Source organism: Stutzerimonas stutzeri (assembly GCF_013522825.1).
Lineage (GTDB): Bacteria > Pseudomonadota > Gammaproteobacteria > Pseudomonadales > Pseudomonadaceae > Stutzerimonas > Stutzerimonas stutzeri_AK.
Genome location: NZ_JAAMQZ010000011.1, coordinates 15,049 through 35,637 on the forward strand (window position 1 = coordinate 15,049; position 20,589 = coordinate 35,637).

General features: G+C 62.6%; 20 protein-coding genes and 1 pseudogene. 20 read left to right on the plus strand and 1 reads right to left on the minus strand.

Features of this window, described 5'->3' with window-relative positions; all coding sequences use genetic code 11:
• Positions 1–187: 187 nt before the first annotated feature.
• Positions 188–1,463, minus strand: a pseudogene (locus G7020_RS08860) (tyrosine-type recombinase/integrase); the annotation flags it as partial.
• 907 nt (positions 1,464–2,370) lie between these two features.
• Here G7020_RS08860 and G7020_RS08865 point away from each other — a divergent pair.
• The 20 genes from G7020_RS08865 to G7020_RS08960 all read left to right on the plus strand — a co-directional run bounded on the left by G7020_RS08865 (position 2,371) and on the right by G7020_RS08960 (position 20,217).
• Positions 2,371–3,123 (plus strand): hypothetical protein, encoded by a 753-nt coding sequence (locus G7020_RS08865; protein WP_003296443.1) that lies wholly within the window; start codon positions 2,371–2,373, stop codon positions 3,121–3,123.
• 118 nt (positions 3,124–3,241) lie between these two features.
• A complete protein-coding gene (locus tag G7020_RS08870; RefSeq protein WP_003296444.1) occupies positions 3,242–3,481 on the plus strand; it encodes an AlpA family transcriptional regulator in 240 nt (79 codons plus the stop codon).
• 10 nt (positions 3,482–3,491) lie between these two features.
• On the plus strand, positions 3,492–4,355 hold the full coding sequence (locus tag G7020_RS08875; protein WP_003296445.1) for a ParA family protein: 864 nt from the start codon (positions 3,492–3,494) through the stop codon (positions 4,353–4,355).
• Positions 4,339–4,599, plus strand: a complete 261-nt coding sequence (locus G7020_RS08880; protein WP_172515618.1) for a type II toxin-antitoxin system HicA family toxin — start codon at positions 4,339–4,341, stop codon at positions 4,597–4,599. The genes G7020_RS08875 and G7020_RS08880 overlap by 17 nt, the downstream gene beginning before the upstream one ends.
• A complete protein-coding gene (locus G7020_RS08885) occupies positions 4,592–6,286 on the plus strand; it encodes a ParB family protein (protein WP_106763754.1) in 1,695 nt (564 codons plus the stop codon). The genes G7020_RS08880 and G7020_RS08885 overlap by 8 nt, the downstream gene beginning before the upstream one ends.
• A gap of 11 nt (positions 6,287–6,297) precedes the next feature.
• Positions 6,298–6,858: a DUF2857 domain-containing protein gene (locus G7020_RS08890; protein WP_003296448.1), complete on the plus strand. Its 561-nt coding sequence runs from the start codon at positions 6,298–6,300 to the stop codon at positions 6,856–6,858.
• Positions 6,858–8,063, plus strand: a complete 1,206-nt coding sequence (locus G7020_RS08895; RefSeq protein WP_106763487.1) for an STY4528 family pathogenicity island replication protein — start codon at positions 6,858–6,860, stop codon at positions 8,061–8,063. Before G7020_RS08890 ends, G7020_RS08895 begins: the two co-directional genes overlap by 1 nt.
• A 358-nt stretch (positions 8,064–8,421) precedes the next feature.
• Positions 8,422–9,210: a PFL_4669 family integrating conjugative element protein gene (locus tag G7020_RS08900; RefSeq protein WP_181083834.1), complete on the plus strand. Its 789-nt coding sequence runs from the start codon at positions 8,422–8,424 to the stop codon at positions 9,208–9,210.
• 2 nt (positions 9,211–9,212) lie between these two features.
• Positions 9,213–9,737 (plus strand): DUF3158 family protein, encoded by a 525-nt coding sequence (locus tag G7020_RS08905; protein ID WP_181083936.1) that lies wholly within the window; start codon positions 9,213–9,215, stop codon positions 9,735–9,737.
• 73 nt (positions 9,738–9,810) lie between these two features.
• Positions 9,811–10,212, plus strand: a complete 402-nt coding sequence (locus tag G7020_RS08910; RefSeq protein WP_015879465.1) for a single-stranded DNA-binding protein — start codon at positions 9,811–9,813, stop codon at positions 10,210–10,212.
• A 274-nt stretch (positions 10,213–10,486) separates the two neighbouring features.
• Positions 10,487–12,493 (plus strand): DNA topoisomerase III, encoded by a 2,007-nt coding sequence (locus G7020_RS08915; RefSeq protein ID WP_181083836.1) that lies wholly within the window; start codon positions 10,487–10,489, stop codon positions 12,491–12,493.
• Positions 12,494–12,844: 351 nt separating this feature from the next.
• On the plus strand, positions 12,845–13,156 hold the full coding sequence (locus G7020_RS23885; RefSeq protein WP_218916159.1) for a hypothetical protein: 312 nt from the start codon (positions 12,845–12,847) through the stop codon (positions 13,154–13,156).
• A gap of 290 nt (positions 13,157–13,446) precedes the next feature.
• Entirely contained in the window at positions 13,447–15,039 is a 1,593-nt protein-coding gene (locus G7020_RS08925) for an ATP-binding protein (RefSeq protein ID WP_181083838.1), read from the plus strand.
• 361 nt (positions 15,040–15,400) lie between these two features.
• Positions 15,401–15,964 carry a hypothetical protein gene (locus tag G7020_RS08930; RefSeq protein WP_106763496.1) on the plus strand — a complete coding sequence of 188 codons (564 nt, stop codon included), beginning with the start codon at positions 15,401–15,403 and terminating at the stop codon, positions 15,962–15,964.
• Positions 15,965–16,296: 332 nt separating this feature from the next.
• A complete protein-coding gene (locus G7020_RS08935) occupies positions 16,297–16,509 on the plus strand; it encodes a hypothetical protein (RefSeq protein WP_106763498.1) in 213 nt (70 codons plus the stop codon).
• Between the two features lie 23 nt (positions 16,510–16,532).
• Positions 16,533–16,925 (plus strand): hypothetical protein, encoded by a 393-nt coding sequence (locus G7020_RS08940; protein WP_003296459.1) that lies wholly within the window; start codon positions 16,533–16,535, stop codon positions 16,923–16,925.
• Positions 16,926–17,022: 97 nt separating this feature from the next.
• The gene (locus G7020_RS08945; RefSeq protein WP_058167139.1) at positions 17,023–17,484 is read left to right on the plus strand and encodes a hypothetical protein; all 462 of its coding nucleotides are present in this window, start codon (positions 17,023–17,025) and stop codon (positions 17,482–17,484) included.
• Between the two features lie 101 nt (positions 17,485–17,585).
• Complete coding sequence (locus G7020_RS08950) at positions 17,586–18,248, plus strand: hypothetical protein (protein WP_181083840.1); 663 nt, start codon at positions 17,586–17,588, stop codon at positions 18,246–18,248.
• 121 nt (positions 18,249–18,369) lie between these two features.
• Complete coding sequence (locus tag G7020_RS08955) at positions 18,370–19,113, plus strand: ABC transporter substrate-binding protein (protein WP_181083842.1); 744 nt, start codon at positions 18,370–18,372, stop codon at positions 19,111–19,113.
• Positions 19,114–19,404: 291 nt separating this feature from the next.
• On the plus strand, positions 19,405–20,217 hold the full coding sequence (locus G7020_RS08960; RefSeq protein WP_181083844.1) for a GTPase: 813 nt from the start codon (positions 19,405–19,407) through the stop codon (positions 20,215–20,217).
• Positions 20,218–20,589: the final 372 nt, after the last annotated feature.

A 20,589-nucleotide genomic window follows, 5' to 3' on the forward strand; every position in this document is an offset into this window, starting at 1 on the left:
CAGCCGGCGGTGCCGGCCCAACATTCCTTTCAGGCCAAGCACACCGCAACAACTGAAATTTAAGCTCTAGCCACCATCGACAGGCGCTCAATAGGCCCACCAACTGACGAGACCAGAACTAGCGACTTACCATCATCAACAGGCTCGACGGACATTTCCGCACCTTGGTCCAGCAGCCGCATACCATCGAAGCGGATAGTAAGGTACGTACTGGCCGCTTCTACCTTGTTCTGCTCTAACAAATCGAGCCGATCGGCCCAGTCTTGCATCATTTTCCGGCGGGGCTCCACATACAACGCGTGGTTGTAAGTGGCGCTGACCTTGTTGGGGTCCGTGTGCGAGAGCTGGGCATCCACCCAGTTCTTGGGGTAACCAAACTCGTTGAGCGCCGTGGAGAGAGTGGCACGGATGCCGTGACCTGTAAGCAAATCCTTATAGCCCATGCGCGTGATCGCACCGTTCAGTGTGTTCTCGCTAATGCGCATTCTCAGCTCGCTTCGATGCGCAAATAGATAGCGCTGGGCTGGCTTGAGCTGCTCCAGCAGATAGCGAACGATCTCGATGGCTTGGACCGATAACGGCACGACATAGGGCGGAATATCCTGCGGCCTCTGTCCACGCTTGCGCATACCATCCTGCAGCTGCTTGACCACCTCAGGGGGAATGATCCACAAGCCGCGCTCAAGATCGAACTGATCCGGAGTCGCCAGGCGGAGCTCCCCAGTACGCACACCCGTCAGCAACAGCAAACGAATACCGAGTTGCGTAGTGATCCTGCCCCTATAACGGCGCAGCTTGTTCAGCAGATTGGGCAGCTCAGGTAGCCGCAGGAAGGGATTGTGGGCCACAGGCGGTTTGGGGACGGCCACGACGTCCAGGTCCGATGCCGGGTTTCCATCCAACCCTTCGACTTTCACCATGGCAAAGCGGAACAACTGCCTGAACCAGGTACGCACCTTCTCCGCAGTCGTGAATGCCCTACGCTGCTCGATGAAAGCAAGCACGGCCAGCAGGTCGGGACGACGGACGTCATAGACGGAGACGCTGCCCAAGGCAGGAAGCACGTCTTTATCAAAGATACGCTGTATCTGCGAGAGGGTACTCTGCCTGCCCTCCTTTAGTTCCAGCTTGCGGTGGGCAAGCCACTGCAGATACACAACCTTGAAGCTGTTCTCCGTCGCGAAACGGACAGCTCGAAGTTTTTGCTTACGATCAATCTTGGGATTGACGCCTTTCGCTACTAGGGCGCGGGCCTCATCGCGTAACGCACGCGCTTCCCGAAGGCTAACCTTCGGATAGGTGCCCAGCGACATTCGTTTCTGTTTGGTAGCCCAGTAATATCTGAAGTGCCAAGACTTACCGCCAGCGGCAGATACCGCCAGAGAAAGGCCGTCGAAGTCTGTGAGGGTATAGTCTTTACCAGTCGTCCGAGCCTGCCGGACAGTGACGTCTGTGAGCGCCATGGTATAGCTCCTGAACATAGGTCAGGGCTAGATGCTTGTCTCGCAGACCACGCTCCTCCAGCAACAATCCGGAAACCACGCACCCCGTAAGATGGACTTAAAACTGGACTCAAACGTCCTGGCTGGGGGTGGTTTACAGTGGATTTCACTGGAACGAAAAAAGGGCCTTACGGCCCTTACTTCAATGACTTATAGGCTTCAGTGGACGTCTATAGATCATAATTTGGAGCGGGAAACGGGACTAGCACTGACGCGCTAAGCGTATGTTTTCCAACTCTTTTCTTCGCTGAGGGTCTCAACGAAGGCCTCAATTTTAGCCTCGTTTTCGGGCGTCGTCAACGAAGACCGTCCACCAATTTCCACTCGCCGCCAACACCATCCGCTCACCTGCGTGCTACCCCGTGCCGAGGCAGTCCGCTGCATCGCGTACGTGTGCGCGAACTGAGTGCGCATCTCTCAGCCTTGCACAGCTGATCATGCGCAAGGCGGAGCGAGGCAGTCAGTTGCTATGTCGATCTATCAGGATGCCGTGGAAGTCTCACCGGCATCGCCTCCCCCCTGGCCAGCACCAATCAAACCGCATAGACGCAGCGCCGAGGCAAGTCGGTTAGACCCCTTATAGAACACGCGATACGAAATGAGTCTTGATGAAAAAATCAAGGCCGACGACGCTGACAAGCGTGTACAAGCGCAACCAGGTGCGGTCACTAATCGCTCGATGGTCGAAGCATCGCGATTTTCACATATCGAGCGGGCAATGGCCACTGGCCTTGAGCATGTGGACCCAACATGCTTCGGCATACCCCGCCAACGTGCGCCCAAGAAGCCAAACAACAAATGCCGTGACCATACGTCGATCGGCAGCAGAGGAGTCGGCGATGTAGCGCTCCCGCAAGGAGATGGAGACATGCATGAAGAGCTGCCAGCTTCAAAGGTGTTCTATCGTCCGATTGAGGCCGCCATACGCTGGGCAGGATTATGGCGTTACTCGCAAGAAATCCTGTCCTCCATCTCGTCGCCTAGAAATCTGCCGAGAACGCTCAATTGCCCCCGATGGGATGAACTGCGACTCTGCACGGAACGCATCTACGATGCCATCGTCAACGGTGAGCTTCCCTATGGTCGAAACGGCATCACGTTGAACGATGAATCCCTGCTTGATTCCCATGAGTTGACCGTGCGCCACCTCGATCTCAAACACTGGATGCAAACCCACTACCCAGGGCATCGACCTGCTTTTCTTTTCAGTCGCATCGAGCGCATCGCGCACCCCGTCATCACGCTGGAAGCCGGACAGGCCATGTTGGTGGAACGCCAAGCCATGAAGGCGGAGCTTGAGCTTTGTCGTCGCGAACTGCGGAACCTCAAGGAGCGTCACGAAGAACTGCTCAAGCAATCTGGGGCAATCCCAGCCTGCGGCCAGTGTTCTCTCAGTGATCGTGCGGAGGCCACCTACCTGCACATCATTGGCAGCATGTTGGAGCTGATGCTGAGCAGATCTCCTTCGGGCAAGCCGCACTCTTGCTTCAGCACCCAGGAGGCCATCGTCAGCGCGTTGATCGCTCATCGTGGCGGCACCATGGGCATCACCGAGCGCACGCTGAACGGCAAGTTCGCCAGCGCACGGAGGAAGCTGGGCAGCGCTAGCGTAGTTGCTTGAGGTTTTCCAGCTTGTATCTGCAGCCCCGGAAATTGCATTTGCAATGTCTTTCCGCATCCATGTCTATTGAATAGAGGTCACCCCAACAAACGCCACTGAGCGTTAAGGAGTGACCACTATGTCGCAGCCCACTGCACTGCTGCCCGGCGAGCGCCGCATCCTGCGGCTGGACGAAGTCGAGGCCAAATCCGGATTCAAACGCGCGCATATCTACTCGCTCATGAAAAAGGGTGAGTTTCCCCAATCGCTACGCCTCGGCGTTCGTGCTGTCGGATGGGATTCCACCGAGATCGATCTGTGGATCACCGAACGTCTCAAGAACCGTGCGCAGCAGCCAGCTCTCCCGAGCGATGTCTGAGGAGAGCCCTATGCAGGTCGTATCCATCATTTCGACCAAAGGCGGCGTGGGCAAGACCACCGTCGCGGCCAACCTCGGCGCATTCATCGCCGACGCAGGTCTGCGGGTGCTGCTGCTCGACCTGGACATGCAGCCAACCCTGTCGTCCTACTACGAGCTGAAGCATCGCGCACCGGGCGGCATCTACGAGCTTCTGGCTTTCAACGAACGCGACCTGGCGAACCTGGTGTCGCGCACAGTCATCGACAACCTGGATCTGGTGCTGTCCAACGACGAGCACCGGCAGCTCAATACCTTGCTGCTGCACGCCCCAGATGGACGCCTGCGGTTGCGCAACCTGATGCCAACCTTCCAGCCGCACTACGATCTGGTGGTCATAGACACCCAGGGCGCGCGCAGCGTATTGCTGGAAATGGCACTGCTGGCATCCCAGCAGGCCGTGTCGCCCGTCACACCGGAAATCCTGGCTGCACGCGAACTGCGGCGTGGAACCCTGCAATTGGTCGAGGACATCACGCCGTACCGAAAGCTGGGCATTGAACCGCCCGCACTGCAGTTGCTGATAAACCGCGTCCCCGCCGTCTCGTCCAACGCGCGCCTGATCCAGCAGACGCTACGCCTGATCTTCCAGGAGCAGGCCAGCATCCAGGTACTGGCCACTGAAATTCCTGCGATCGAAGCTTTTCCGCGCGCAGCCACCCGAGGCCTGCCTGTTCATCGCGTCGAGCATCGACGGCCTTCGGGCCGTCAGGCATTGGCCGCGTTGGAGATCGTGCGCGGCCTGGCAAATGAGCTATGCCCTCAGTGGCAGGAACGGTTCGCAGCGGTCACCGGCAAGGCCGGAGGGAGGTTCGCCCATGTCGAACGCCCATGAACTGGCCCGCGGCCACAAGCGGTTGCTGCCGCTGATCGAGTATGCCCTGAGCGAAGGATGGGAGGTCGTTCGTACCCCAGGTGGACATCTCAAGTTCACCCGGCCGGGCCTGCCACCGATCTTCACCAGCGCCACCGCCAGCGACCACCGAGCGGGGCTCAACGCCCGCGCCATGCTGCGGCGAGCCCAGCGTGGGCTCGAACGCTCGGAGCTTCCTACGCAGGAAGGAGATGGCCATGCCTGACATCTCCCCCCAGGACGTTGCAAACAAGCTCCTGAGCGATGGCTTCACGCGCAGCGGCCCCGTCGCGAGCAGCTTGAGCGATCCGATTGAGGATACGCCGATGGTCGTGACGCTCGATGAACTGCGGCCGTATGAGCTTGATCCGCGCCTCACCCGCAACCCGCTTTACGACGACATCAAGGCGTCGATTCGCGAACGCGGACTCGACGCTCCCCCGCCCATCACGCGGCGTCCAGGCGCGGATCACTACATCATCCGCAACGGCGGCAATACGCGTCTGGCGATCCTGCGCGAACTCTGGAGCGAGACACGGGACGAGCGCTTCTTCCGCATTGCCTGCCAGTTCCGGCCATGGCCAGAACGCGGAGAAATAGTTTCCTTGACGGGCCATCTCGCGGAAAACGAGCTGCACGGCGGCCTGTCGTTCATCGAGCGCGCATTGGGCGTGCAGAAAGCCCGGGAACTGTATGAAGAGGAAACCGGCAAACCCTTGTCCCAATCCGAGCTGGCACGCCGCCTCAAGGCGGACGGCTATCCCGTGCCGCAACCCCACATCAGCCGGATGCAAGAGGCCATCCAATATCTGCTGCCCGCCATCCCGACCGTGCTTTACGCCGGCCTGGGGCGGCACCAGGTCGAGCAACTGACCAGCCTGCGGCGCGCCGCCGACAGAGTCTGGTCGGCCCGCAATCGCCAGGCCCACTCCCACCTCGATTTCCCCACGTTGTTCCAGGACGTGTTGGCACTGTTCGACAGTGCGGCGGGCGGCTTCAGCGTTCAGCGCGTCCAGGACGAACTGGTCGGCCAGATGGCCGATCTGCTCGACATGGAATACGACACGCTGCTCTTCGAGATTACCGACTCGGATCGGCGCTGGCAGGTCCTCAGCAGCGAGCCTGCCGGCGAACCCGAATCACCTCCCGCGCCAGCACCATCCCTGTCGTCGCCATCGACAGCGTCGACCGGGCAGCCATCCTCGCCCCCGCCACCGGAGCAGACATCGACGACGCCTTCGGCGCCGACAGCCGCGCCGCCCGCACCGGGTCCGGAGGAATCCGACGATGCGCAGCGTGCCACCCTGTTGCAGGAGCACATCGTATCGCCAGCCGGCACAACCGAGCGGCTGCAATCCATCCAGCGCCTGGTCGCGGATCACACCGGCGAGACGTTGCCGGATTTCGAGCGCAACGTCTTGCAGTCGATCCCGATTCAGGCAGGAAGTCTCTATCCGATTACCGACGTCTGGTACATCGAACCCGCGCTGGACGACCCCGATCGCCTGCGCACGCATATCGCGCAGTTCGCCCGCGAGATTGCCGGCGAAGCCGCTCTGCAAGACCTGGTCGAGGCGTGCCAGGAAGGCATCGGTTTTCGATGCCGGCAGCCCGAGGCCGAGCCAACACCCGATCGGCACGCCCAGGCGACGCTGGCACTGCTGCATGCCCTGAGCACGCCTTACTTGGCGACCGATCAGTCGGTCACGAGCATCGATCTTTCGATTCTCACCGAAATGCTGGGAGCGCTTCTACAAGGTACCCCGGCAGTCACCGGAGCGCAGCAAGGCTTGCCACACAGGCTCAGCGACAACGCCCTGGTGAAACTGTTCCGCCTGCTGCGGCTTGCCCGTCGCTTGAGGGACATCGAGTCCGGCATCGCCGATGGCGACCATGCCATCACCGGATCATGAGAGGCGTAGCCATGTCCGGACCTCACCCACTTAACCAGGCAGTGATCGCCCAGGCACTTCATGATCTACGCAACGGCCAGTTGCGCCGGGCCAAGTCGATGGGGTTCGACGACAAGGATCTGGATGCCCTCAAGCATCCCGCGATGGCCAGCGTGCTGGCCAACGCCAACGTGTCGTGGTGCTCGGTAGTCGTCAACCGCGATGTGCTGCGTCGTCTGCTGCACCAGGTAGAAGACGTCACCGAGGAGGTGGTGAAGATCGATCGGCTACTGCGCCTGGGCGCCAGCACGGAGCTGATCAGCAAATTCTTCGGCTTGACCCACCAGGAGATCGCCTTGCGTCGCAGTGTCATCGGCCTGCCGAAACGCAAGGGGCGGCATCCGGTATTGACCGAGGAACAGGACACCGACCTGTGGAAGCGCTGGTCCTCGACAGTGAAGGAGCAGGAAGTCGACAGCAACGACGACATGGGAATGCTGGGCGTCGCGGCGGATCTCGCCGAGGCCACTGGGCTGCCTCTGTCCGTGATCTGGAATGCCTTGCGCGGATGGATCGATGAAGGGCTGACCTGATGACGGATGGGCCACACCCTACGCGCGGCCCCGTCCGGCTGGGCGAGCTGTTCGAGCAGGCGCTCGGCCAACTGGCACCTCAACAGCCGCCGCCGGCCCCATCTGCAGTCTCACCACCGACCGACGGCTTTCTCTATAGTGGCAATCGACACGACAGCGTGCCGCGTGCATTGCTGCTGGACCGGCGCCTGACACCGCTTGAACGCAACGGCTGGCAGGTGTTCCGCCTGATGCTGGCGGACGACGGCATCACCGCCATGCCCACCTACGACCAGCTTGCGCCTTGGCTGGCCTCCATGCCTTGTGCCGAGAGGGCATCGCACGAGACGGTGGCCCGAGCGCTGACCGTGCTGCGACTGACGCGCTGGATCAGCCTGGTGCGGCGCCGGCGTGATCCCAGAAGCGGGCGCATTCAGGGCAACCTCTACGTCCTGCACGACGAACCGCTCACCCCTTACGAAGCCATCCAGCTCGATGCCGATTATCTGGAGTTGGTCAGCCAGGCACTGACGCATGCCAGCAAATCCGTCCAGCGCGTGGGCGCGACCACCCTGCAGGAGTTGACGCAAGACCCCATGCTCAGCGGCCGAGTGCTGCCGAGTCGCCTGGAGATTCTGTCACAGCGGCTGTCAGCGCAGGGCTGGAACGGCACATCGAGTTATCCACAGGGCGGCGGCGAACACGATTCCGAAGACGGCTCCGACGACCGTCTTCGGAATCTGGCGAACCTCTCTTCGGATTCCGAAGCAGGCCGGAAAAGCCCGGAAAACGGCGCACTTCGGAATCCGAAGTCGGACCGTACAGTACGTATAAAAGAAAGTATTAAAGAAGTACGTACAGTACCGCGCGCGCAAGAAGAACGTCAGCAACTGCAGTTGCCCAGGCGCTTCCTGGCGCTGAAGGCGGAGCAGCAGAACGGCGCGCTGGCCGCGATGCAGTCAGTGGATCACGATCTGCGGCAAGCCCTGCTGGACGAATGGGATGCACGTTGCGCCTCCACGACGATCCGCAATCCCACCGGCTACCTGTTCGGCATCATTCAGAAAGCCTTACGAGGAGAATTTCGCACCTGGGCTGCACAGAAGGCGCCTGCGGCGCCAGTCAACAGGACACCAGAGCCCGATCCGCCGCCCGCCACACCTGCTGATGCGGAAGTCGCGAAAGCTCATCTGGCGCGCCTGCAGGAACTGTTGCGCTCGACCTGACACGCCCGCGAGCCGGCACGGCGTCGAGAGTCATCAGCCCGGAAGCTGCTCTGCAATGTCCAAGGTGTTCCACCGTCGCCTATACCCCGGGTATAGCGGAACACACCGCCTTCCGCCCGCAGCGGCCCTGATCCACACCGTGCTCCCCCGGCAGCATCCACTGAGCGCCATGGACGCCTATACCCCGGGTATAGCGCAACACGCAGCCTTCCGGTGCGGCATCGCAACGGTGCTTCCGAACGATGCGCGCGGCTGGCCGCTCCGACAAATCAGGCAAGCGGCGGGTTCGGTTTGATGACTGACGGCCTTCCGGCCAACCCGGATGCTGACGACTCATTCATCACCGAGAGTCGTCACCATGGCCCAAGAGAACAATGCCACCGAATCCCTTCAGTTGAACCTGGGATCGCTGCGCAGCGCGATGTCCCTGACCCTGCACACCCACCATGCGTCCCGCATCTGGCATGGCCGCGCCCCGGCCGAAGGCAGGCCCGGCATCATCGGCCTCAACGGCTTTGTCTCCATCATGAACAAGCTCAAGCGCGGTGCCGAACAGGACGACCCCTATTCGGACTGGTGGATGCTGCGCATCGAGGACAAGCTATCCACCACCAAGGAACAGCTCCAGACCCTGCGTCAGCAAGTAGACCAGGCACTGGCCGGCGTGCCGCCTGCGTTGAGCCTGGGCGAGAACCTCAACGTCCAGCCGGTCAAGCTGCCGCTGTTCGTGTCCTCGCAGTTGGGCTTCATGGCGGTGTATCTGCTGGCGGACTACGACGATCTTGCCCGACGTCTGATCCTGGCCCACCACACCGCGCTGATCGATCGCTCGACACTCGAACGCTGGCTCAACGACGGCGCGCACTCATTGCGCAGCCTGTTCTCGCTGGCGCAGCAGTACCGGTACTCCGGCACCTCCCGCGACGACTTTGCCGCGAAGAATGCCGCAGCACGGGCGGCGCTGGAGAAGTATGGTGAATTGCCCCAGGACGTGCTCGAAGGCACCCGGCGCAGCCGCTTCGCGCCGCCGATCGCACGCCGTGGCCTGCAGCAGCGCACCGCCCCCGAAACCGAACCAGCCAGCGAGCCGGATGCTGCGGCAGACCCTGCCGAAGCGGCCTCATCCGACGAGGGTGAGCCGACATGACGATGCGCGATCCGAACCAGAACCGGCACTTCCAGCCCCTGGAACAGGCGGACTTCATTCAGTTGGAACAGGCGGGCTATCTAAAAGGCCTTTTAAGGGCTTTTAAAGGTAAAGGGGATCTCGAAGACTGGGCCAACCGGTGTCACGCGCTCAGGGATGAGCTGATCGACCTGGCGCAGCGGCGCGTGCTGGCGCAGGCGCGAGGCTATCCCTTCCGTCTGCTGTCCATTGAACTGGCCCAGCAGCGTACTGGCGCAGGCACGACCTTTCTGCGCTGGCGCAAGCAAGACCGCTCGGCGATGGGCGTCGCCCTCTGGCAGGAGGTCATGGCCTCCACGGCCACGCCGGTGAATCTGCTGGGGGATCTGCTCGCGCTGGAACAGCAGCGCATCGCGCTGAACATGCAGATCAGTCTGCTGCACACCCTCGGCCGGCAGGCCCAGGACTGCGCCGGCAAGATGGCCCAGGCCGAGGACGCTTATCTGCGCCGGCTCAAATCCATTCCCGCCGCAATGCACGATCGGTGATTGCGCCAAGCATCCCAGCACGCGCCCGGGGCCGACTTGGCACGGGTATTTCAACCACCACGGAGATCACAACATGAGCACGCATTTTTCTGGAGAAGGCAACATCGGCTCGCCGCCCGAGTACCGCGAGTTCCCGAATGGCAACGACGAACCCAGTCGCCTGCTGCGCCTGAACGTCTATTTCGACAACCCGGTGCCCAAGAAGGACGGCACCTTCGAGGACCGTGGTGGTTTCTGGGCGCCGGTCGAAATCTGGCACCGCGATGCCGAGCACTGGAAGGATCTGTACCAGAAAGGCATGCGCGTTCTGGTCATCGGCCGCATGGAGCGCGAACCCTGGGAGGACAAGGATGAGAAGCCGCGCGAGACCTGGCAGATCAATGCGCGCAGCGTCGGCATCCTGCCGTACCGGATCGAGTCGGTCACGCTCAGCCCGAAGCCGGCATCAGCGGAGCAGCCGCCACCGTCGGAGTAGGCGCATCTCCAGGGGCGAGCCTACCGAGGCTCGCTCCGTCTTCCTGTCTTCGGGAAGCGAGGTTCCACCAACATCCACCGCGTTTTCGCGCGCCCAGCGCAAGAAGCTCCAGTACACATCAACGCTTCGCACGCCCAACGCCCCCGGTCGGATATGCCGCCGTTTCCGTGATCAAAGCGGGTGCCTGCACATTCCTCTTGTTTGCGGTGAGGTTCGCAACATCCAGACATGCTGCTGCCCAGATACATCGGCAATGTGATTTGGATGGACAGGCATGCGGCTATTTCTCTGCGAAAAACCTTCGCAAGGCAAGGACATCGGGCGCCTGTTGGGCGCAAGGCAGCGCGGCAATGGTTGCCTCAACGGCCCCGGCGTCGTCGTGACGTGGTGCATTGGCCACCTTGTCGAAGCCGCGCCGCCGGAAGCCTATGACGAACAGCTCAAGCGCTGGACGATCGAGCAACTTCCCATTATTCCCCAGCACTGGCGGGTTGAGGTCAAACCCAAGACCGCAGCGCAATTCAAGGTCGTCAAAGACCTTCTGAGCAAGGCGACCGAACTGGTCATCGCCACCGACGCCGATCGCGAAGGCGAACTGATTGCGCGCGAGATCATCGATCTCTGTGGCTATCGCGGCCCCATTCAACGGCTGTGGTTGTCAGCACTGAACGACGCCTCGATCCATGCCGCGCTCGGCAAGCTGAAGCCTTCGGGCGACACGCTGCCCATGTATCACTCGGCGCTGGCGCGCTCCAGAGCGGACTGGCTGGTGGGGATGAACCTGAGCCGCCTGTTCACCCTCCTGGGGCGCCGGGCCGGCTATGACGGCGTGCTGTCGGTCGGACGCGTGCAGACCCCCACGCTCAGACTGGTGGTCGATCGCGATCGTGAAATCGCGGCCTTCGTCTCCGTCCCGTTCTGGTCCATCGAAGTGGCGCTGTCCTGCACAGGCCAGACATTCACCGCGCAGTGGCTGCCGCCATCGGCCAGTACCGACGATGCAGGCCGTTGCCTGCAGGAGCCTGTTGCGCAGCAGGCGGCGCAGCGCATCCGCGCCGCTGGCGCTGCTCAGATGGTATCGGTCGAGACCGAACGCATGCGCGAAGGCGCGCCATTGCCGTTTGATCTCGGCACCTTGCAGGAAGTGTGTTCCAAGCAGTTCGGCCTCGATGTCCAGGAGACGCTAGAGATCGCCCAATCCCTGTACGAGACGCACAAGGCCACCACCTATCCACGCAGCGACTCCGGCTATCTTCCCGAAAGCATGCACGCCGAAGCGCCCACGGTGCTCGACAGTCTGCTCAAGACCGATCCGAGCCTGCGCCCGATCATCGACCAGCTCGACCGCACCCAGCACTCGCGCGCCTGGAACGACGCCAAGGTGTCGGCCCACCACGGCATCATCCCCACGCTCGAACCGGTGAATCTGTCGGCGATGAGCGAAAGAGAACTGGCCGTCTACCGCCTGATCCGCGCCCACTACCTGGCGCAATTTCTGCCGCCGCATGAGTTCGACCGCACGACGGCAAGACTCTCCTGTGGCGACCAGGCACTGCAGGCCGTGGGCAAGCAGGTGGTCGTGCCGGGTTGGCGCCTGGTGCTGGCCGAACCGCAGCCAGACGATGCCGGCGATGACACAGCACCCCGCAGCCAGGTGCTGCCAGCGCTACACCAAGGGCTGGCCCAGGTGGCCGGGGTCGATCTAAAGGCGCTCAAGACGCTGCCGCCGCGCCCGTACACCCAAGGTGAGTTGGTCAAAGCGATGAAAAGCGTCGCCAAACTGGTGTCAGACCCACGCCTGAAACAGAAATTGAAAGACACCGTGGGCATCGGCACCGAAGCGACCCGCGCCAATATCATCGGCGGCCTGTTGAGCCGTGGCTACCTGATCAAGAAAGGACGGGCCATCCGCGCCTCGGATGCCGCCTTCACGCTCATCGACACCGTGCCCGCCGCGATCGCAGATCCCGGCACAACCGCGGTGTGGGAACAGGCGCTCGACATGATCGAAACCGGACAGCTCGCGCTCGATACCTTCATCGACAAGCAGGCGGCCTGGGTCACGCAGTTGATTGCGCAGTACCGTGGCACCTCGCTGTCCATCAAGATTCCCCAGGGGCCAGCATGCCCGCAGTGTGGCGGTGCCACGCGCCAGCGCAGCGGCAAGAGCGGTCCATTCTGGTCCTGCGCGAAATACCCCGACTGCAAGGGAACGCTGCCCATCGAATCGGGCAAGCGTGCCGCGCCGCGCAAGCGCCGCGGTGGCCCGAAGGCCTCCTGAAAGACAGCGAACCCGTCGTCACGTTGACCACCCCCGGCAACGTGACCACCGCCCCGCAGCCCTGCGAGGCTCCCAGCACGCGATACCTTCTGTTGCGGTGTGCGCGCCCCTTGCGAGGGGCGAGAAGGCCTTTTTTCCTCGAATCACGCACCGCGTATTCCCTCGATCAGTAACAGTCCCGCCCGCTGCGAAGGGTCTCCTGATGCCTTGCCTGCCATGGGGGTCGAGGCATCAGGAGACCCTTCAGGGTTGGCGGTATTCGACACCGGCGCCCACCGGTGAAAAGAACGGGCTCCCTTTGTGCGCGGATGTGCGCCAGACGATGCCGGCCCCAACCACGACAAGGGCCGGGTGAATGCTGAGACAGCGAACGGTTCCACCGACGACCGCAACCTGAACCAGTACACGGGTGGTTTCCTCCTCCAAGCCGAAGGCGCCCAGCCTTCGGCGTGTTTTCTCCTGCGCATCCGCCATGACGACCCGGCAATTCCGCCTCGGTCACACGAACAGGAGACACCCGAACGAATCCTCAACCACAAGCCGGCCGCCGATGCGCCGCGCTACAAGGCGATTGGCAATTCGATGGCGGTGCCGTGCATGGCCTGGCTGGGCCGGCGCCTGCTGCAAACCCTGGACAACGCGGGGCGCACGACTGCGCATTGATCAGCGACACCATGCAACGGCAGGCGCATTGTCGGGCCTGCATCGCTGATTCGTCAGCCGTTGCCAGCAGCCAAGGTCGTGCAGGCTGCGTCGCGGACCCTCCGCGCCGACCGTCCTTGTCCGCATCGCATCGTGCCGCGGACACGCGCCCATCCCGGGCGTCGATGCTGCTTCTCCCTCGGGCCGACCGGCCCATTCCCCTTCCCACCGGCATCCGCCTGTTCAGTGCCCCGTCGCACCGGGCAGCGCTGTGCCTGTCCGGTGCAAACCATTATCCAAGGAGTCATCTCATGAGAACCCTTCGTCTCAAGACCAACCAGCACAGCCTCATCGCCAATCTGCGCCATGCGTTCAACCAGGGCTCGATGCTGGGCGAACTGTTACAGAACGCCCGCCGCGCCCAGGCCAGCGCGATCCACATCACGGTGAGCCAGGACAGCCTGACCATCACCGACGATGGCATCGGCATTACCGACCTGCAGACCTTGATCTTCATCGCCGAATCCGGCTGGGACAAGCGACTCAAGGCGCGCGAGAACGCCTTCGGCCTCGGCGTGCTCTCGACCTTGTACTTTGCCGATACCCTGACGGTGCATTCGCGCGACAAACTGTTCAGCGCGCGAACCGCCGAGATCATTGCCGGCGAGCCGATCGAGGAAGACATCGCAGGCTTCCATCTGGAGGGCACCGCCATCCACCTCGAAGGCGTCAAGCCGGTGCAGGCCGGGCAGGATCTGCCCACCTGGGTGGAGCACGAGCTCCAGCGTCTGTGCGAAGCCTTTCCGGTGCCGGTCTGGCTCAACGACGCTGAAGTGCTACGCCCGTTGGCGAAGCCCGATCTGCCCTGGCGCGAGACGTCCATGGGCAAGGTCTTGATCAATCTGTCCGGTACGCGCACGCAGTGGCGCTGCTTTCTTCAGGGCTTGCCCATCGGCGGACGACCTATCGACAGGCTGCCCACGAGCCAGGAACGCCAGGTCGTCCTGCTGCCTGACAACACGCTGGCGAAGCTCCCGGATCGGCAGCACCTGCTGAACGAGACGGAAGATCATCCACGTATCCAGGCTGCGGTCGATCAGGCCTACCGCGAGGCACTGATCGAGAAGAAGCAGGCGCTTGCCGCCAGCGACTTCGTCACGCACTACGCGCATGTCTGCCTCAACTCGTCGAACGCCGATCTGCTCAACGACGTGCCCTTCGTTCCTCTGTCCTGGTTCCGGGACTGGGACGAAGAGCCGGCCGGCTATCGTCAATACTGGCGGCGTTATCTGGGCGGAAATGGCGTGATCGCCCAACAGGCCCTGGAAGTGCTTGGTGTCTGGCAGATCGAGCCCGACGACGAAACCGCGCCGACCGCCGAGATCTACCTGGAAGCGGCCAAAGCGTATGTACTCGACGAGCCCGGTCTGGATGAAGGCCACTGGCTCAAGCGTCTGATCAAGGTCGTCAGCCCTGAGCAGGTGCGCATCAGAACCGGCACCACCTTGCATCGAGAGGTTAATCCCGGACTTGCCGACTACGAGGTGGAGTTGGAATTGGTCGATACCCTGCATGTCGGGCTGGAGGGCCATCCCGGGACGGTGGAGTACGCAGTGGAGGCCGTGCGCAAGGGATACACGCTCTACCTGACCCCCTCGGCGGGGGCCAGAACCGGGTTGGTCTGCGACTATGTGTTCGACGATCGCTACGGTGAGGATCGTGAAGATGAGGACGCACTCCTGATCGAAACCTTCATCGCCGTAGGCTGCTCGTCATCAGCCGATCGCGTGGTCCAGGCGCTGCTGCCGTACGCGCTGCGCTATGGCGTGCAACCCAAGCTGGCCGGCGCCACCGTGCGCCTGGTCTTCGATGACACCGGCAAATTGCAGGCGGTCACTGCCTGATCGGTGCCATCCCTCCACGCCTCCGATTTCGGGGGCGTTTTTTCTTCTTGCGGGCCGACGCAGAACCGGTTCGCGCTACCGGGTGCGGGCGAATCCGGCTGTGCTGATTTCCCGTTTCCGGATGACGCGGACAGTACCAGAACCGATGCTGGCATCCGCTGTTGCCGACATTGTCGGCTTCGCCAGCAGCCAGGGTTTCAGGCTGCCGTGGAGCTTGCTCCATGCCACCCGCCAGTTCGCCGTCGCATCGCTCGGGCGAACGCTGCCCATGCGGGCATCGATGCCTCTTTCTCCAACCTACGGGATGAGCGCTTCGTCCCGCAGGGGCGTGGCGTTTCCCGACTGATCTCAAGGAATGTCCATGGAAACCATCATCACGCAAGACCGCATCACCCTGAAACACCTCAAGGTCGCGGATTTCGCCAGCGAAGAGACGCTGTGCTTCACTGCCACCGTCCTGTTCGATGGCGTTGCCATTGCCGATGCCCGCAACGACGGGCACGGCGGTTCCACCTTCATCCGCGCACTCGGCGGTCAGGCTGCACGGCTGGCCGAGGCCGAAGCCTTCGCCAGGAGCCTGCCCCCCGACATGCTGAAAGGTGGCATCTCCGGCGAGGACGACGACCCGCTGGTCATCGACATCACGCTCGACTACCTGGTCGATCATCTGGCTGAAGCACAGCATGCCGAGCGCAAGCTGCGCACCGCCTACACCCGCGACATCGCCAACAAGGTGCTGTTCATCAGGGACGGCAAGCTGCTGTTCCTGAAAGGCATCAAGCTCAAGGCCATCGCCGACCGCGCCGGGTACTTCGCGGCGCTGCGCGCACGGCAGGAAACACCCATCGTCATTCTGGCCGAGCTGCCACCAGACGAGGCTTTCGCCTTGTGGAAGCAGCATGTCCTGGGCGGCGAATCGTCCTGATCCCCAAGGCTTCCCGAGCCTCCACAGCCCCGCGATTGCGGGGTTTTTTTCGTCCATCAATCGGGACGCCTCGGATTCCCATTTGCGCATGACGCCGGCGCGGCGCTGGCTGAATCTGCCTGCATGTGTCGCTGACCTCGTCAGCACCATGCCAGCAGCCAGGGTTTCAGGCTGCCGCGGGATTTCCCTCCCGTGCGACCCACACCAGTCCGCCATCGCATCGAGTCCGCGGACGCGCGCCTTCATGGTGCCGATGCCGATTCATCCACCGCCAGCGGGAGCTGCCATCCCGTCAGGGGCAGGGCCGCCTCGCTTCTTAAAGGAGTCCGTCCATGTTCCAGCAAAGCTCGTTCGGCCACTTGGCCCTGATCTACGCAGGCAAACACCTACCCCTCGAAGTGCTTCACAGCGCCGCCGGCCACTACATCGGTACGCGCGACATCGAAGGCCCCGTCTCCCGCGAGTCGGCCGAGTACTTCCGCAGTTCGGCGGCAGCCCAGCGAGCCCTCGACCGAGGCGGCTGGACCCAGCTGCCCACCCCTTGATCCCCATCCATGAGGAGACCGTCATGAATCAGCTTCTACCAACCGACGTCGTCGATCAGATCATGCGTGAAACGCGCCATTTCGAGCGTGCGCCCGAGGCCTTTTTCGAGGCTTGGAAACGCGGTGCGGAAATCGCCGGGCCCGAGTGGTTTGGCGATGGCACCCGCGAAGGCCTGCGCCGTGCCGCCAGCAAGTGGGACTTGCGTCCGAACCTGCTGGAACTCAACGACGCCCTGGGCGTTTTGAGCGGCGGACAGCGCATGTTCCTGTCCGCGATGGTGAGCTTCTACAACTCGCGCGAGGGCGCCGCGATGCTCAAGCGCTGCGGCTTCGAGGGGCTTTCCGACCTCGGTGGCCTGGATCTGGAGCGGCGTCAGGTGATCGCCGATCTGGTACTCAACTACAGCGGCTGGTAGGTCCGAACGACCGACCACCGCCATTTTCTCAACCCCCAGCGAGGGACATCCGTCCCTTCGGGGCGGTGTCCCTCCATTCTTCCCACAGGAGCGACCCATGTCCCGAAATCCATCCTTTGCCGTCGTCCTCGAAGGAGGCCTGGTGCAGGCCATCGTCGTGCAGGACTGGCCCGATCATCTCCCGCTGCCGCCATTCGCGGTAGTGGACTACGACACCGAAGGCGCGGCCGACGACGAAATCGTCTGCTTCGACATCGGCAACTCCGAAGCCGAAGCCCTGTGCCGCAGCAACACCCCCACGGTGTTCGAGTCCTTGCCGGACGCGCTGTCACCACGGGTTGTGCTTGCCGCACTGGGCGAGCCCGTCCTGGATGACGCACCCGAACCGCTGGCGATCGCCCGCCGGGTGCGGCAGAACGTCCTCGATCTGGATGCCCGGATCAACACCAGCGAGCAGGCACCGACGGGCGACGACTACAACGCGCTCTACGTCCTGGCCAACTGCGGCCTGATCGAACTGCTGAAGTCTCTGGGCGACCCCACCGACTTCGGCGAATAGCGCTTTTCCCACCATTGCCCGAAGCCACGGTTTCGGGTTCATCCCCGCGGATGCCATGTCCGCAGGGGCTGGCTCCGCATCACCAACCAGGAGCCACCCCCATGGCAAACAACTACTACGACGCCACCGGCGTCCTCGTTCTCGACCAAGTCACCCCGGTGATTACCGCGCTGTTCGGCGGTTTGAAGCTGGATGCCTCATACCCCGGCAACGGCGAGGTCTACATCGCCCAGATTGCCGAAGACAGCGGCGCGCATTGGGACGATGTCTGCGAAGACCTCGTTGCACTGGCCCAGTCGCTGGGGCTGTCCGTGCCCAGCGAGGGCCCTCCCACGATGGACGACGTTCTGGCCGTGCTTTCCAGGCATTTCGGCACCGACCAGGACGAAGATCTGCAGCACCTGATCGAACACCATCGTTTCGAGGACGACTCGGATCTCGACGCGCTGTTCCTGATCGCCACGCGACTCGACGATGGTCACGGCCTCAAGGAGATTCGCTTCGAGGGTTGCTGGTATTGCAGCAAACCACGCCTCTTCAACTTCGGCGGTGACGGTTCTTTCATCAGCCGCGAGTTCTCGATCTTCGGTGCCTCCGGTCAGGTGCTCGATCTCGGCAACCGTATCCGGCAAGCCCTTCTGATTCAGAACCTGGAGGCTGCTGCCAATCTGTTCGCCCGGGAAACACAACGCCTGCTCGCCGGCATCACCGACGAAACGCAGCGCCGGCAATTGCAACACCGCCTGTCCGAGCTGTTGAGCTGACAGGCCGCGATACGCCGCTTGATCCATACCGGTGCCGCCTGCCGGCACCACTTCCTTTCCCACTGGGGTCGATCCCCGGTGGGGGTTGGCCCTGCGTCACCCCTCACCGGAGAATCAAACCATGGACCACTCATCCAATCCTTTCGCCCGCGGCTACTACGGTTTCGAGATTCGGCGCCTTGCCGTCATCAGCTACGACGAGCGCCACCCGCAAACCTTTCTGCCGCTGCATCCATCGCAGGCTCATCTACCCGATGACAAGGTGGCGTACCAAGCGTGCATCTTCAACGATGATTTCGTGCTGATCACCGAAGGCCAAACGGTGCCCGCCGAACTCGATGCCTTGTGCTGCGGCAGCGGCGCCGTGCAGGCCGTGTACCACAGCATCTATGGCCGAACCCTCGATAGAGGCTTCATCCATGTGGGCGACAGCTACACACTGGAATATGCCCAAGCGGTGGTGCGCAATCTGCAGTTCGAGACGGGCTTCTACAGCCGTGCCTGGGAGATCAGCACGGCCCACATCACCGAAGCATCGGGCCGCTACCTGTGCGAACTGGCGGATATCGCCACACCGAGCGGGTTCCTGTTCGTCGCCTTTCGCATCCCGTACAGCCCAGCCATCGGCGTCAAGCTGATCGCCACACCCTGGACGGATGAGAACCTGATGCACGTCGAAGGCATCACCGCCGAGCAACTGCGCCGGGAGCACCTGTCCAAGGGCATGCCCGAGGATCTGACCGACGTACTGGCGCTGGCCGGACAGGCTGACGTCAGGGTGCTGGTATTCGATGCTGATGCCAACGAACTCGATGGTCTGACCGTCTTCGAGGAAGAGGACGACCCCCCCTCTGTGGACACCTGACCAGTCATGTCCCCCCGAGCCCCTCCGATGAGGGGCTTTTTTCTGCCTCGGGAATGCGGTGCAGGCCGGTTCGGTTAATCGCAGGCCGAGCCGGCCAGGCTCTGCCATCCTGCTGCCATGTTCGCTGGCGCAGCCGGCAACATCCCAGGCGGTCAAGGCCATCGAGACCGCGGCATGCCGATCGCGTGCTGGCTTTCATCCTCTTCCGGACGCACGGCGTCCATCCAATCCACCCACTTGGGACAACCCGTCCCCTGTGGCCGGGAAGTCCCTTTTTTCTGGAGATTTCCCATGGACCATCAACTCATTCGTCAACAACTCCCGACGCTGGTCTCCGGCCATGTGCCGTCCAATGCCCGCGGCTTCAAGTTCGCCATCTTCGACGGCGAGCCCAAGATATCGACGATGGGCTTCCATATCGATCCCAAGCCTTTTGAAGGCAAGGTCATCGCGAGCACGGACGAGGCCATTGTCGTCAAGACCGGACGCACCCAGTTCATGGTGCTCGACCGGTCGCGCGTGACCGAGGAACCCGACGAAGGTGCCAAGGTACAGGTCGAGCCTTATGCCAGACGCCGCTTCGACGGCTTGCGGGCGGATACCCCCGAGGAACGCACCGAGTACACCCACGACGGCCAGCCCTACAAGCTGCAGACGTTCGTGCTCGGTTCGGCTCCGGCGAAACTGCCGGTCCCGCAGCCGCGCTGCCTGGAACTGCAGCAACTCATCGAGCAGTTGGAAACGCTGCCGGCGCCCGACGGCTACCGGCGCATCACGCACCTGCTGGTCGATGCCGGCGCGTGCGACTTCACTTGGGTCGATCCACTGCCCAAGGACATCATCGCCACGCCGCCGGCCATCAGTTTCAACGTGGCCACGGCGAAGTTCCAGGGGCGCGTCACCGTGCTGTACGAACGAGGCGACGACCTCTATGCGGTGGAATTGCACCGCGACGGTGAGCTGGTCGAGCGCGTGGACGAGGTGTTCTTCGATGACCTCGGTAATACGCTGGAACGCCTGATCGACGATGGCAGTTGGCGCCAGATTCGCGTCAGCACCGTGCAGAAGCCCGCACGGCGCAAGCCGCGGGCGGTATCCGCATGACTGCGCGAAGCGGCTGAGTCCGTCGGCGGCATTTCGTCCTTTCCGCACCGCCTTGTCGGTGCATTCATCCACCACGGCACTTACCCCGGAAACTGGCCTCGCGCCAGCTTCCGGGGCTGTGCCTATCTGCTGAGAGATATCTCATGACCGTGTCGGCAGAACACTGAACCTGCCTCAGCCCCCCGGTTCCGCCGCGGGTGCGCACCTAGCTGGCCTGTTTTACCGAACGCCAGGGCGACCTGTCCGACCCTGCCGAAGAGACCATCGGCTGCTATTGCGGCGATTGAATGCGGTCAGGCGACAGTACCCATTCCCGATGGTGTGCGAAGCCGCGCGGTGTGAGGCTTGCCCCATGCTTGCTGACGTTGTCAG